This is a genomic window from Variovorax sp. 160MFSha2.1 (genome assembly GCF_048305075.1).
GTDB classification, from domain to species: Bacteria; Pseudomonadota; Gammaproteobacteria; order Burkholderiales; family Burkholderiaceae_C; genus Variovorax; species Variovorax guangxiensis.
Map to the genome: position 1 here is coordinate 5,275,460 of NZ_CP157624.1, position 12,655 is coordinate 5,288,114.

Annotated in this window: 14 protein-coding genes; 1 reads left to right on the top strand and 13 read right to left on the bottom strand. The window is 67.1% G+C overall.

What is annotated here, in order from left to right; genetic code table 11:
• Positions 1-39: 39 nt before the first annotated feature.
• The 13 genes from ABL838_RS23945 to flgB all read right to left on the bottom strand — a co-directional run bounded on the left by ABL838_RS23945 (position 40) and on the right by flgB (position 11,673).
• Entirely contained in the window at positions 40-1,758 is a 1,719-nt protein-coding gene (locus tag ABL838_RS23945; RefSeq protein WP_369661081.1) for a methyl-accepting chemotaxis protein, read from the bottom strand.
• Complete coding sequence (locus ABL838_RS23950) at positions 1,755-2,054, bottom strand: hypothetical protein (RefSeq protein ID WP_126023291.1); 300 nt, start codon at positions 2,052-2,054, stop codon at positions 1,755-1,757. Before ABL838_RS23950 ends, ABL838_RS23945 begins: the two co-directional genes overlap by 4 nt.
• Positions 2,055-2,060: 6 nt before the next feature.
• Positions 2,061-3,626, bottom strand: coding sequence for a methyl-accepting chemotaxis protein (locus tag ABL838_RS23955; RefSeq protein ID WP_418117590.1), 1,566 nt, complete (start codon positions 3,624-3,626; stop codon positions 2,061-2,063).
• A 63-nt stretch (positions 3,627-3,689) separates the two neighbouring features.
• Complete coding sequence (locus ABL838_RS23960) at positions 3,690-4,208, bottom strand: chemotaxis protein CheW (protein WP_126023289.1); 519 nt, start codon at positions 4,206-4,208, stop codon at positions 3,690-3,692.
• A gap of 34 nt (positions 4,209-4,242) precedes the next feature.
• Positions 4,243-5,223 (bottom strand): flagellar assembly peptidoglycan hydrolase FlgJ, encoded by a 981-nt coding sequence (gene flgJ, locus ABL838_RS23965; RefSeq protein WP_184641058.1) that lies wholly within the window; start codon positions 5,221-5,223, stop codon positions 4,243-4,245.
• A 13-nt stretch (positions 5,224-5,236) separates the two neighbouring features.
• Positions 5,237-6,307, bottom strand: a complete 1,071-nt coding sequence (locus tag ABL838_RS23970; RefSeq protein WP_418122227.1) for a flagellar basal body P-ring protein FlgI — start codon at positions 6,305-6,307, stop codon at positions 5,237-5,239.
• A gap of 140 nt (positions 6,308-6,447) precedes the next feature.
• On the bottom strand, positions 6,448-7,167 hold the full coding sequence (locus tag ABL838_RS23975; RefSeq protein ID WP_126023519.1) for a flagellar basal body L-ring protein FlgH: 720 nt from the start codon (positions 7,165-7,167) through the stop codon (positions 6,448-6,450).
• 17 nt (positions 7,168-7,184) lie between these two features.
• On the bottom strand, positions 7,185-7,967 hold the full coding sequence (flgG, locus tag ABL838_RS23980) for a flagellar basal-body rod protein FlgG (protein WP_093197930.1): 783 nt from the start codon (positions 7,965-7,967) through the stop codon (positions 7,185-7,187).
• 46 nt (positions 7,968-8,013) lie between these two features.
• The gene (gene flgF / locus ABL838_RS23985; protein ID WP_418122229.1) at positions 8,014-8,760 is read right to left on the bottom strand and encodes a flagellar basal-body rod protein FlgF; all 747 of its coding nucleotides are present in this window, start codon (positions 8,758-8,760) and stop codon (positions 8,014-8,016) included.
• 37 nt (positions 8,761-8,797) lie between these two features.
• Complete coding sequence (gene flgE / locus ABL838_RS23990) at positions 8,798-10,018, bottom strand: flagellar hook protein FlgE (RefSeq protein ID WP_126023285.1); 1,221 nt, start codon at positions 10,016-10,018, stop codon at positions 8,798-8,800.
• Positions 10,019-10,088: 70 nt separating this feature from the next.
• Positions 10,089-10,775: a flagellar hook assembly protein FlgD gene (locus ABL838_RS23995; RefSeq protein WP_126023284.1), complete on the bottom strand. Its 687-nt coding sequence runs from the start codon at positions 10,773-10,775 to the stop codon at positions 10,089-10,091.
• A 49-nt stretch (positions 10,776-10,824) separates the two neighbouring features.
• Positions 10,825-11,247, bottom strand: coding sequence for a flagellar basal body rod protein FlgC (gene flgC, locus ABL838_RS24000; protein ID WP_369661077.1), 423 nt, complete (start codon positions 11,245-11,247; stop codon positions 10,825-10,827).
• Between the two features lie 18 nt (positions 11,248-11,265).
• Positions 11,266-11,673 carry a flagellar basal body rod protein FlgB gene (gene flgB, locus ABL838_RS24005; RefSeq protein WP_126023282.1) on the bottom strand — a complete coding sequence of 136 codons (408 nt, stop codon included), beginning with the start codon at positions 11,671-11,673 and terminating at the stop codon, positions 11,266-11,268.
• 220 nt (positions 11,674-11,893) lie between these two features.
• Here flgB and flgA point away from each other — a divergent pair, with 220 nt between their 5' ends.
• Positions 11,894-12,622 carry a flagellar basal body P-ring formation chaperone FlgA gene (gene flgA / locus ABL838_RS24010; RefSeq protein ID WP_418122230.1) on the top strand — a complete coding sequence of 243 codons (729 nt, stop codon included), beginning with the start codon at positions 11,894-11,896 and terminating at the stop codon, positions 12,620-12,622.
• The last annotated feature ends 33 nt before the right edge of the window (positions 12,623-12,655 follow it).

Genomic DNA, 12,655 nt, shown 5'->3' on the forward strand with positions numbered 1-12,655 from the left:
GCTATCGGCATCGGAATCTCGGACCTTCAATTTGTTAACTCAGAACTCGGTCCAGTCACCCTTGGCGTCGCCGGTCATGGCGAGTTGCGGGGCGGCCGAGGGCTCCTTGCGCGAGGGCAAGGCCTTGGCGAGACGCTTCGGCGCCGGCCTGGCGGGCTTGGGGATCGGGACGATGTGCGTGAACCCGGGACGCACGGTGGCCACCGCGTTCGCGTCGAGCTTGAAGATGCTCACGGACTTGACGAGGTTGCCCGCCTGCTCCTGCAGCGATTGAGCCGCTGCGGAGGCTTCTTCCACCAGTGCCGCGTTCTGCTGCGTCACTTGGTCCATCTGCGTGATGGCTTGATTGATCTGCTCGATGCCCGAGGTCTGTTCCTGGCTCGCCGCGGTGATCTCGCCCATGATGTCGGTCACACGCTTGACGCTGCCCACGATCTCTTCCATGGTGCGGCCGGCCTCTTCCACCTGCTTGCTGCCCTCCTCGACCTTCTCGACGGAATCGCCGATCAGGGTCTTGATTTCCTTGGCTGCAGCGGCAGAACGTTGTGCAAGGCTGCGAACCTCGGAAGCGACGACAGCGAAGCCACGGCCTTGCTCGCCCGCACGTGCGGCTTCAACGGCAGCATTCAGCGCGAGGATGTTGGTCTGGAACGCGATGCCGTCGATCACGCCGATGATGTCCACGATCTTCTTGGACGATGCATTGATCGAACCCATGGTGTCGACAACCTGTGAAACGACACTGCCGCCCTTGACCGCGACTTCGGAGGCCGACACAGCGAGCTGGTTCGCCTGCCGTGCGTTGTCCGCGTTCTGCTTGACCGTCGAGGTCAGCTCTTCCATCGAAGCTGCCGTCTGCTCCAGGGAGCTCGCCTGCTCTTCCGTACGAGACGAAAGATCCTGGTTGCCCGAAGCGATCTGCGCCGAAGCCGTCGCGATCGTGTCGGTGCCCGTGCGGACCTCGCTGACGATCCTGGCGAGGCTTTCGTTCATTTCCCTGAGGGCATGCATCAGCCGGCCGGTTTCGTCCTTCGACGCCACCTCGATGCGCGAGCTGATGTCGCCCGCGGCGACCTTCTCGGCCACCTGCACGGCCTGGCCGATGGGCCGGGTGATGGAGCGCGTGATGAGCCATGCGATGCCTGCGCCGATGAGCACGGCGAAGCTGGCCAGCGCCAGCATCAGGTTGCGCGACCACGCATAGCCTTCGCCTGCCTCCTGGTTGGCCTCCATGGAGCGCCGCTCCTGGTGCTCGGCCATCGCCTCGAGTTCCGCGAGCGCGGCCCTCACGGCGGGCTGGAACCTGGAGATGAAGAGCGCTGTCGCCTCTTCGTTCCTGTTCTGCAGCGCCGCCTCGCTGATCTGCGCATTCAGGGGCACGAGCACCGCCACCTTCTCGTCGATGCGCGCGAGCAGCGCCTTGCCCTCCGGCGTGGCGAGCAGCTTGGCCAGCGCGCCCCGGCTTTCGGTGAAGCGCTCGCGCGCAGCGGCGACCTTCTTCGACTCCGCCCGCATGGCCGCGTCGTCGGTCAGGAGAATCATGTTGCCGTCGAGGATCGCAATGTCGCGGATCGCGTCCAGCATCCTGTTCACCAGGACCACCTTGACGTTGTTGCCGGTGACGATGCCGTTGAGCCGCGCCTGGATGTCGGTCATCGCGCTGAGGCCGAGGCCGGCAATGCCTGCCAGCAGCAGAAGGACGGCGGCAAAGCCCGCGCCGAGGCGGGTGCCGATCTTGAGATTGAGAAGCGAATTCATGGGGAAAGGTTTTTTTCGGAAATCTTCGTGTTGACGTGCTCGAGCAGCCGATCCAGCCGGTCGGACACCTTGGCTGCGTCGTGGGTGGAACGCGTGACCGATCGCATGACGAGCCAGACGACGGCGACGGCGGTCAACAAGGCCGCCACGCCGAGCACGAACACTGTCTGCTGCGCCCACTCGTAGCCCGCGCCGGCCTGGAAGCCGAGACTCAGGGCGATCGCGAGCAGGAGCAGCAGGATGGCGAAGCGCGCGCCGATGCGCAGGGCTCGCCTGGGACTGATACGCGTGCGCATGGGTCTTCAGGCCGGCAGGGCTTCCTCTTGCGCGTCGAGCTTGAAAGTGCTGACCGCGCGCACGAGGCTGTCGGCCTGCTCCTGCAGCGACTGCGCGGCGGCGGAGGCTTCCTCGACCAGCGCGGCGTTCTGCTGCGTCACCTGGTCCATCTGCGTGATGGCCTGGTTGATCTGCTCGATACCCGAGGTCTGTTCCTGGCTCGCTGCGGTGATCTCGCCCATGATGTCGGTCACGCGCTTGACGCTGCCCACGATCTCTTCCATCGTGCGGCCGGCCTCTTCCACTTGCTTGCTGCCCTCCTCGACCTTCTCGACGGAATCGCCGATGAGGGTCTTGATTTCCTTGGCCGCAGCGGCAGAACGTTGTGCAAGGCTGCGAACCTCGGAAGCGACGACGGCGAAGCCACGGCCTTGCTCGCCCGCACGTGCGGCTTCAACGGCAGCATTCAGCGCCAGGATGTTGGTCTGGAACGCGATGCCGTCGATCACGCCGATGATGTCGACGATCTTCCTGGACGAGGCATTGATCGAGCCCATGGTGTCGACAACCTGCGAGACGACACTGCCGCCCTTCACCGCCACTTCCGAGGCCGACACAGCCAGCTGATTGGCCTGCCGCGCGTTGTCGGCGTTCTGCTTGACCGTCGAGGTCAGTTCTTCCATCGAGGCCGCCGTCTGTTCGAGCGAGCTCGCCTGCTCTTCCGTACGCGACGAAAGATCCTGATTCCCCGCCGCGATCTGCCGCGAAGCGACCGCGATAGAGTCCGTGGATGCCTTGATGCGCGTCACCAGGTCGGTCAGCGTGTCTTCCATCTCGCCCATGCCGCGCAGCAGCCGGCCGAAGTCGCCGCCACGCTCGGTTTCGAATTCCTGGCTCAGGTCGCCCGAAGCCACGGTCTCGGCGATCAGCAGCGCTTCGCCGATGGGTTGCACGATGCTTCGCGTCAGCAGCCATGCGGTCGCCGTGCCGGCAACCAGTGCCAGACAGGCGAGCACCACGATCCAGCTGCGGCCCGAACGGTACTTCGCGTCGATGGCGGCGGCGGTCCTGTCGATCTCCTGCTGCTGGAGACTCACCATGGCCCGGATGCTCGCGTCGTAGGCGTCCAGCGCGGGCATGAGCTGCGCGTCGGTCAGCCTGGCCGCGTCTTCCTTGCGGCCGTCGGCCTTGAGCTTGAGGATCTGGTTGCGCAGTTCCACGTATTCGCCGCGCTTCTTCTTGATGTCGGCGCTCAGCGCCAGTTCTTCGGGCGAGGCCAGCACGGCTTCGAGCTTCTTCTGCGTCTCGGTGATGACGGCGCTGGTGGCCGAGATGTTCTTCTGCAGATAGGCCTGCACGGCCGGGTCTTCGCTCTTGAGCAGCGAGAAGGTGCGCACGCTGTTGGTGTTGGTGGCCAGCTGCCATGCGGCCGCAAGCCGCTCCTTGGCCAGCGAGGCGCCGGCCATCGCCTGGGTCGCATCACCCACGGCCTGCAGCCGGAGCACGCCGATGCCCGCGATGAGCACCACCAGCGCCAGCACGCATGCGAAGACGACGCCCATGCGCCGTCCGACCGTCCAGTTCTTCATCATGTCCGTGTCTCCTGTCGGAACCTCTGTCTCGTGGTTGTGTGGGTTCGGGCCCGGATCGGACGCTCAGGCGGCCATCTTCTCGACCAAGCCCATCTCCTCGCTGGACATGAGCCGGTCGATGTCCACCAGGATCAGCATCCGCTCCTCCAGCGTGCCCAGCCCGATCAGGTAGTCCGCGTCCAGCACCGATCCCATCTCCGGCGCCGGCTTGATCTGCTCTCCCGTCAGCGTGATCACGTCCGACACGCTGTCCACCACCATCCCCACCACACGACCTCCGATGTTCAGCACGATCACCACCGTGAACTGGTCGTACGTCGGCTCGCCCAGCTTGAACTTGATGCGCATGTCGATGATCGGAACGATGATCCCGCGCAGGTTCACCACCCCCTTGATGTACTCCGGCGCGTTCGCGATCCGCGTCACCGCGTCGTACCCGCGCAGCTCCTGCACCTTCTGGATGTCTATGCCGTATTCCTCTTCGCCAAGCTTGAAGGTCACCACCTCCAGGCGCGTGCCCGCGCCCTGAGGTTGCGGCGCCTGTGCGTGCCGGATTGCGGTTGCTGCTGCGGTCTCTGCCATGGCTTTTCCTTGGTGCGGCGAGCGCTGTGGCGGCTCAGCCGAATTTCTGCATGATGCGAACCAGCTTCTCGCCGTAGCGCGGGTCGGTCGCGTAGCCCGCGCGCTGCAGGCCGTGGGCCGCCTCGTTCGGGTCGTCGGTCGCCAGCACGTTCGCGTAGCGCGGGTTGCGGGTGATGAAGCGTGCGTAGTCGGTGAAGGCTTCCTCGTACGAGGCGTAGGCGCGGAACTTCGCGCGCACCTTCTGCGGCTCGCCGTCGACATACTCGGTGGTCGTGGTCTCGACCGTCGCGCCTTTCCAGCCGCGGTCTGCCTTGATGCCGAACAGGTTGAAGCTCTGCGTGCCGTCGTCGGCGCGGATCTCGCGCTTGCCCCAGCCCGACTCGAGCGCGGCCTGCGCGAGGATCAGCGGCGCGGGCACGCCGCTGGCCGTGCTCGCGGCCTGCGCCGATGCGCCCATGCGGCCCACGAACTCGTCGACCTGCCCCTGCAGCGAACCGGCGCTCGTGCCCTGCGCGCGCCGGTCGCTGTTGAACTGGTAGATGCCGAGGTCCGCGGTGCGCGCGGTCGAGGCGACGGGCGCCGAACCGATCGGAATGCCCGCGCGCGCACCCAGGGGAAAACCTGGCGCGAGCGGCTCCAGCTGCATCGGCCTCACGCCGATCTCCGCATCGGCCTGCGCGTCGGGCGGGCCCGACGGCATGCTGCGGCGCAGCTGCGCAAGCATCGCCTCGGCCAGCCCCACGCCGCGCCCCGAGAGGTTCTGCGTGAGCTGCTGGTCGAACATCGACAGGTACACCTTCTGGTCCTGGCTGTCGAAGAGGCCGCTCGACGGCGTCGCCTCGCGCATGCTCTTGAGCACCATGTTCATGAACAGCGCCTCGAACTGCCGCGAGACCTGCTGCAGCCCTTCTTCAGGCGAGCTGCGCACCGTGCGCCGCAAGGCATCGACGCCCTGCACGTCGAGCGCGAAACGCTGGTCGAGCGCGCCACTGCGATCGGAAGCAGATACCGTCATCGCCGCTGCCCCGTCAGATGATTTCGAGCTCGGCGCTCAGGGCGCCGGCCGTCTTCATGGCCTGGAGAATGGACACCAGGTCCTGCGGATTCGCGCCCAGGCTGTTGAGCCCCTTGACCACGTCCGACAGCGAGGCGCCGCCGCGCACCATCTGGATCGCGCCGCCGCCCTGGTTGACCGAGATCTGCGAGGTCTGGGCCGCCACGGTGCTGCCGCCGGAGAACGCGCCCGGCTGGCTGATGACAGGCTCGGTGTTGATGACCACCGACAGGTTGCCGTGCGCGATGGCGCAGTCCTTCACGCGGACGGCCTGGTTCATCACCACGGAGCCCGTGCGGGCGTTCACCACCACGCGGGCACCGGCCTGCGTCGGCGTCACCTCGAGATCTTCGAGCCGCGCGAGGAAACCCACACGCTGCTGCGGCGCCGGCGCGCGCACGCGGATGGAGCGCGCATCGATGGCCTCGGCCGTGCCCGAGCCGAACTGCCGGTTGATCGCATCCACCGCGCGCTGCGTGGTGCCGAAGTCGGAGCGGTTCAGCTCGATCGAGAACGTGCCCTCCGCGCCCACGGGCGACTCCACCGTGCGCTCCACCAGCGCTCCGCCGGGAATGCGCCCCGAGCTGAGCTGGTTGACCTGCACCTTGCTTCCGTTGGCCGACGCACCCGCGCCGCCCACCACCATGTTCCCCTGCGCCACGGCATACGTCATGCCGTCCACGCCCTTCAGCGGCGTCATCAGCAGCGTGCCCCCGCGCAGGCTCTTCGCATTGCCCATGGAAGACACCGTCACGTCGATGTTCTGCCCCGGCCGCGCGAACGAAGGCAGCGTGGCCGTGACCATCACCGCCGCCACGTTCTTCAGCTGCATGTTCACGCCCTGCGGAATCGTGATGCCCAGCTGCTGCAGCATGTTGTTCAGGCTCTGCGTGGTGAACGGCGTCTGCATCGTCTGGTCGCCCGTGCCGTCGAGACCCACCATCAGCCCGTAGCCGATCAGCGGGTTGTCGCGCACGCCCTGGATGCTGGCCAGCTCCTTGAGCCGCTCCGCATGCACAGGAGCAAGGAACAAGGACGCGACCATTGCAACCGCCGCGACGCGCAAGCGAGCCCGAAAATTCGCGGGATGCCGCGGAACCGGCTTTGCCGGGCCGCAGGCATCGCCCCCTGCAAGGGGGTTGGAGAAGCGACACGAAGTGCGCGAAGCCTGGGGGTTTTCCATGTTCAGAACGGCATGACGTTGAGGAAGAAGCGCTGCATCCAGCCCATGTGCTGCGCCTCGTCGATATAGCCCTTGGCCGAGTACTCGATGCGTGCATCGGCCACCAATGTGGAGGGCACGGTGTTGTTGCCCGAGACGGTGCGCGGGTTCACCACGCCCGAGAAGCGGATGAACTCCGTGCCCTGGTTGATGCCCATCTGCTTCTCGCCGCTGACCAGCAGGTTGCCGTTGCTCATCACGTCCGTCACCGTGACCGTGATCACGCCGTTGAAGGTGTTGTTGGCGTTGGCGCCGCCCTTGGCGTTGAGCGAGTTGGTGCCCGAGAGCTTGGCGTCCTGCCCGTCGAGCAGGCCGCCGATGAGCTTGGGAATGACTGCGAACACGCTGGCGGTGCTGCCGGTGCGGCTCGCGTTGGCGCCCGAGTTCTTGGTGGCGTTGACCTTCTCGCTGATGACGATGGTGAGGATGTCGCCGACGTTGCGCGGGCGGCGGTCTTCGAAGAGCGCATTCGCGCCGGGGCCGTCCTGGAAGATCGCCCCGGGCGATCGCCGCGTCTGCACCGCCGCGTAGTTGTCGGAGCGCGCCGTCATCGGCTGGTGCACCAGCGGCTCGCGCGGAACCTGCGCGCAGCCGGTGGCCAGCACGGCGGCGGCGAGCAGCGGCAGCAGCCGCGTCCTCGCGTCGGCCGCACTGCGGCAAAGAAGACGCAACGCCTGCAACATCGTCACCACCATCACGCTCACAGCTGGGCCAGGCGCTGCAGCATCTGGTCCGAGGTCTGGACCGCCTTGCTGTTGATCTCGTACGAGCGCTGGGTGGCGATCATGTTGACCAGCTCTTCCACCACGTTCACGTTGGAGGCCTCGACATAGCCCTGGCTCAGCGTGCCGGCGCCGTCGACGCCGGGGTTCACCTGGTTGGGAGCGCCCGATGCGTCGGTCTCGGCATACAGGTTCTCGCCCAGGCTCTGCAGGCCGGTGGGGTTGACGAAGGTGGCGAGCTGCAGCTGGCCGATCTGGACAGTGTTGGTGCTGCCCGCCTGCACCACCGAGACGATGCCATCACGGCCCACGGTGATGCTGGTGGCATTGGCCGGCACGGTGATGGCCGGCTGCACGGGAAAGCCGCTGGCGGTGACCAGCTGGCCGTCGCGGTCGGTCTGGAACGAACCGTCGCGGGTGTACGAGGTGGTGCCGTCGGGCATCAGCACCTGGAAGAAGCCGCCGCCGCTGATGGCCACGTCGGTGGGCTTGTCGGTCTTGGTGAGGTTGCCCTGCGAGTGGATGCGCTCGGTGGCGACCACGTGCACGCCGGTGCCGACCTGCAGGCCCGAGGGCAGGCGCGTCTGGTCCGACGACTGGCCCCCGACCTGGCGCAGGTTCTGGTAGACGAGGTCCTCGAACACGGCGCGGCTGCGCTTGAAGCCGGTGGTGCCGACGTTGGCGAGGTTGTTGGAAACCACGTCGAGCTGCGTCTGCTGCGCGTCGAGGCCGGTCTTGGCGATGTAGAGGGAGCGGATCATTTTTCTGGAAGTCCTGCGGAAGAGCTTGCGAGAAGGAGAGCGCGCGTCAGCCGTAGGCCAGCAGCTTGTTGGCGGACTGCGCGTTGGTGTCGGCCGTCTGCAGCGACTTCATCTGCATCTCGAAGCTGCGTGCGTTGGCGATCATGGCCACCATGGTCTCGACCGGGTTGACGTTGCTGCCTTCCACCACGCCGCTGACCAGCGTGACGGCCTCGTCGGCCTCGGCCGGCGGCTGGCCGGCGCGCATGCGGAACAGGCCGTCCTCGCCGCGCTCCAGTTCGGCGACCGGCGGATTGACCAGCTTCAGGCGGCCGACTTCGGCAATGCCCGTGAGCGTGGTGGAGGCCGCGTCGCGCGCGCCCACCAGGCCGTTGGCGGCGATGCTCACCGTGGAGCCCGGCGGCACGGTCAGCGCGCCGTTGTCGCCCATCACCGGGCGCCCGCCCATGGTGGTGAGCTGGCCGTCGGCGCCGATCTGCAGGTTGCCCACGCGGGTGTAGGCCTCGCCGCCGTCGGGCGTCTGCACCACCAGCCAGCCCTGGCCGCTCACGGCCACGTCGAGCGCGCGGCCGGTCTCGGTGAGCGGGCCGTGGGTGAAGTCGGCGCCGGGCGTGGTGGCCGCCACGAAGGCGCGCGTGGGCGCCTCATCGCCGACCACGGGCACCGCGCGGAAGTTGGCGATCTGCGCGCGGAAGCCCGGCGTCGAGACGTTCGCCATGTTGTTGGCGACGGCGGCCTGCTGTTCCATGACCTGCTTGGCGCCGCTCATGGCGACGTACAACATGCGATCCACTGGGTGCTCCTGATGTCGGTCTTGCTGAAGCGCCGCCTCAGCGGATGTTCATGAGCGTCTGCATGACCTGGTCCTGCGTCTTCACGGTCTGCGCGTTGGCCTGGTAGTTGCGCTGCGCGACGATGAGGTTGACCAGCTCGGAGGTGAGGTCGACGTTGGATGCCTCCAGCGCGCCCGACTGCAGCGAGCCGAGCTTGGTGCCCTCGCCCGGCGTGCCGGTCAGCGGGTTGCCCGAGGCCTGCGTCTCGGCCCACACGTTGTTGCCCTTGGGCTCCAGGCCGTTCGGGTTGGCGAAGGAGGACAGCACGACCTGGCCCAGCAGCTTGGTCTGCTCGTTGGAGAACTTGCCGGTGATGGTGCCGTCGGCGTTGATCGAGAAAGAGGTGAGCTCGCCCGAGCGGTAGCCGTCCTGCGCGAGCTTGCTCATGGCGTTGGCGGCGCCGAACTGCGTGGTGCCCGAGATGTCGAGCGTGGGCGTCAGTGCCGCGGCGCCGTTGGTGAGGTTGAGCGTGCCCAGGCTCAGCTGGCCGCTGGCCGGCGCGGTCATCTTGCCGGCGGAGTCGAAGGTCAGGGTGCCGAGCGCGGCGCCGGCGTTCAGCGCTGCACCGTCGGCCGTGCCGTACACGCTCCAGGTGTTGGCAGGCGTCGCGTTCTTCACGAAGTAGACGGACACGTCATGCGGGTTGCCCAGCGAGTCGTAGATGGGGCCGACGGCGTTCGAGTAGTTGAAGGTGTCGGAATCGGCCGCGTTGAAGGGCGTCTTGGTGGGCGCGGTCTTGCGCGCGTCGAGGTTGAACTCGGCGTCGATCCCGGTCGTGGCCTTGGGCGTCATGGGCGTGGTCGGAATCTGGATGGCCGCCGGCGTGCCGCCGCTGATGCCGCCGTTGGCGTTCGCGCCGAAGCCGGTGAGGCGCAGGCCCGAGGCGTTGACGATGTAGCCGTCCTTGTCGCGCGTGAACTGGCCGTTGCGCGAGTACATGACTTCGCCGGTGGCGCTGGTCAGGCGGAAGAAGCCGTCGCCGTTGAGGATGGCCACGTCCAGCGGGCGGCTGCTCGACTGGGTCACGCCCTGCGAGAAGTTCTGCGTCACGCCGGAGACCGAAGCGCCCAGGCCGACGCGCGAGCCGGCGTACACGTCCTGGAAGGTTGCGGCGGCCGACTTGAAGCCGACGGTGCCCGAGTTGGCGATGTTGTTGCCGATGACGTCGAGGTTGGCCGCGGCCACGCCGAGTCCGCTGATGCCCTGGGAAAAAGCCATGATGGTTCCTTGTCTGCCGTTGGATGCGGCGCGTTTGCGTTGGATGCGAAGAGGAAGGGAAAGAAGACGCTCAGAGGAACAGGCGCACGTCGGACAGGCTGATGTTGCTGCCCGTCATCAGTTCGAGCGTGACGCCGGCAGCGCCCTGCTTGACCGCCGCCACCTGCGAGAAAGTGAGCGCCGTGGCCTTCACGGTGGTTCCGCTGTTGCTTGCGTCTACGGTGAAGCGGTAGGCGCCCGCGGGCACCACGGCGCCCGTGTCGTCCTTGCCATCCCAGGTGACGGCGTTGACGCCTTCGGTCATGGAGCCGGCGTTGATGGTGCGCACGACCTTGCCGGTGGAATCGACGATCTTGATGTCGACGTCGGAGGCCGTGCCCGGCAGTTCGACGGCGAAGGCCTGCGACGCGGGCTCCTTGCCTGCCTCGGGCTCCTTGGTGGTGAGCGAATCGCCCGGCGACAGCACGTTGTAGCCGATCAGCGAAGTGGCCTGCAGCAGCTGGTTGGAGCTGGTCTGGTTCACCAGGCCCGAGAGCGTGCTGTTGAGCTTCTCGATGCCGCTGACGGTACTCATCTGCGCCAGCTGCGAGGTGAGCTCGGCGTTCTGCATCGGGTTGAGCGGGTCCTGGTTGTTCAGCTGCGTGACCAGCAGCTTCAGGAAGCGCTGCTCGCTGTCGACGTTGGAGGTGCTGCTGTTGCCGCCAACCGCGGAGGCGGCGTTCTGTCCGGTGATGGACGAGGTATCGGAAATGGCCATGGCGCGTTCGTGCCTGTTCTTTCTTGTGCGTCTTGCGGGACTTGGGGAGTTACTGGCCGAGGGTCAGCGTCTTGACCATCAGCGTCTTGGCGGTGTTGAGCACTTCGACGTTGGCCTGGTAGCTGCGCGAGGCGGAGATCATGTTGGTCATCTCCTCGACCACGTTGACGTTGGGCATCGCCACGTAGCCTTCGGCGTTGGCGTGCGGGCTCTTCGGGTCGAACACGAGCTTCGGCGGGGACGGGTCTTCCACCACGCCGGCCACCTTGACGCCGCCGATGTCCCCGGCGCCGTGCGACGAGGGAGCGACCTGGAACACGACCTGCTTCGCGCGGTAGGGCATGCCGTCGGGGCCGGCCACGCTCTCGGCGTTGGCCATGTTGCTCGCGGTCACGTTCATGCGCTGCGACTGCGCGGTCAGGGCCGAGCCGGCCACGTTGAAGATGTTCATGGAGGTGCTGTTGAAGGGCATGGAACGGGCTCTGGCTGCTTACTGCTGCACCGCAGAGAGCAGCGACTTGATCTTCGCGTTGATGACGGTGAGGTTCGATTCGTAGCGCAGCGCGTTGTCGGCGAAGGCGATGCGCTCGACGTCCATCTCGACGGTGTTGCCGTCGAGGCTGGACTGGTTGGGCACGCGGTAGAGCAGGTCCTTGTCGGGCATGGCCTGCGCCTGTCCCGCGAGATGGCGCGACGAGGTGGTGGCCAGCGACATCGACTGCGACGCGCGGCCGCGCTCCACGGCGTCGCTCAGGCGTGCGCTGAAGTCGAAGTCGCGCGCCTTGTAGTTGGGCGTGTCCGCATGGGCGATGTTGGCCGCGAGAACCTCCTGGCGTTCCGCGCGGAGGTTGAGGGCTTCGCGGTTGAAGCGAAGCGCCGCATCCAGCTTGTCGAGCATGTTTGTTCCATCCGTTGAGGCGTCGCCAGTGCGCGGGGCGCAGCGACAGATGGAAAGCGAGTCTATGCACGAGCCGCTTTTGCAATCGCCCGAACAAAGGGGGTTTTCGCCTGCTGCTCGCAACTTCGATAGCCGCGCGGATTTCTAGAATTTCCGTGCGGCGGCATGCGTTGCTCCTGTGTGACGCACCGCCGCCGAAGCCACCACCCACACATATCCGATGACCCTTCCAACGCTTGCCGAGCTTCGCGACCACGCACTGCGCACCGTGCTGCCCGCAGCGGCATTGGCGCTGTCGTGCTGCTGCGCGGCCAGCGCAGCAGGCGCAGCCGAAGGCGCTGCTTCCGCCGACACGGTCATCGAGAAATACCTGCAGGCGCAATCGGCCGGGCTGCCTGGCAAGGTGACGATCAGCCTGGAAGGCCGCGGCACCTCGGCCCTGCCCGCATGCGACGCGCCCGAGGCCTTCCTGCCGCCGGGCGCGAAGCCATGGGGCCGCGTCTCGGTGGGCGTTCGCTGCCAGGCGCAGCGGCCCTGGACGCGCTTCGTGCAGGCGCACGTGTCGGTGGAAGGCAGCTATTTCGTGGCCGCGCGCGCGATCGACGCGGGCCGGCCGCTGGGCGCGGGCGACGTCGCGGAGCGCACCGGCGACCTCACGCGACTGCCGCGCTCCATCGTCACCAGCGCGGCCGAGCTCGCCGGCGTGGTCACGGCCAACCGCGTGGCGCCCGGCGCGCCGCTGCGCAAGGAGCTGCTGCGCGGCGTCACCGTCATCCAGCAGGGGCAGGCGGTGAAGGTGGTGGCGCAGGGCCAGGGCTTCGTCATCAGCACCGAGGCCAAGGCCATGACCGGAGCGGCTGCAGGCGCCGTGGTACAGGCCAGGACGCTGGACGGCCGGCTGGTCAGCGGCGTGGCGGACGAAGAGGGGCAGATCCGGCTGGCGCAATGACGCGCCGCACAAAAACCGCCATGCACGCTATTC

What these genes read in the sequence shown, in the direction of transcription:
- ABL838_RS23945 (WP_369661081.1), bottom strand. Translation starts at nt 1,758, where the DNA reads ATGAATTCGCTTCTCAATCTCAAGATCGGCACCCGCCTCGGCGCGGGC.
- ABL838_RS23950 (WP_126023291.1), bottom strand. Translation starts at nt 2,054, where the DNA reads ATGCGCACGCGTATCAGTCCCAGGCGAGCCCTGCGCATCGGCGCGCGC.
- ABL838_RS23955 (WP_418117590.1), bottom strand. Translation starts at nt 3,626, where the DNA reads ATGATGAAGAACTGGACGGTCGGACGGCGCATGGGCGTCGTCTTCGCA.
- ABL838_RS23960 (WP_126023289.1), bottom strand. Translation starts at nt 4,208, where the DNA reads ATGGCAGAGACCGCAGCAGCAACCGCAATCCGGCACGCACAGGCGCCG.
- flgJ (WP_184641058.1), bottom strand. Translation starts at nt 5,223, where the DNA reads ATGACGGTATCTGCTTCCGATCGCAGTGGCGCGCTCGACCAGCGTTTC.
- ABL838_RS23970 (WP_418122227.1), bottom strand. Translation starts at nt 6,307, where the DNA reads ATGGTCGCGTCCTTGTTCCTTGCTCCTGTGCATGCGGAGCGGCTCAAG.
- ABL838_RS23975 (WP_126023519.1), bottom strand. Translation starts at nt 7,167, where the DNA reads ATGTTGCAGGCGTTGCGTCTTCTTTGCCGCAGTGCGGCCGACGCGAGG.
- flgG (WP_093197930.1), bottom strand. Translation starts at nt 7,967, where the DNA reads ATGATCCGCTCCCTCTACATCGCCAAGACCGGCCTCGACGCGCAGCAG.
- flgE (WP_126023285.1), bottom strand. Translation starts at nt 10,018, where the DNA reads ATGGCTTTTTCCCAGGGCATCAGCGGACTCGGCGTGGCCGCGGCCAAC.
- ABL838_RS23995 (WP_126023284.1), bottom strand. Translation starts at nt 10,775, where the DNA reads ATGGCCATTTCCGATACCTCGTCCATCACCGGACAGAACGCCGCCTCC.
- flgC (WP_369661077.1), bottom strand. Translation starts at nt 11,247, where the DNA reads ATGCCCTTCAACAGCACCTCCATGAACATCTTCAACGTGGCCGGCTCG.
- flgB (WP_126023282.1), bottom strand. Translation starts at nt 11,673, where the DNA reads ATGCTCGACAAGCTGGATGCGGCGCTTCGCTTCAACCGCGAAGCCCTC.
- flgA (WP_418122230.1), top strand. Translation starts at nt 11,894, where the DNA reads ATGACCCTTCCAACGCTTGCCGAGCTTCGCGACCACGCACTGCGCACC.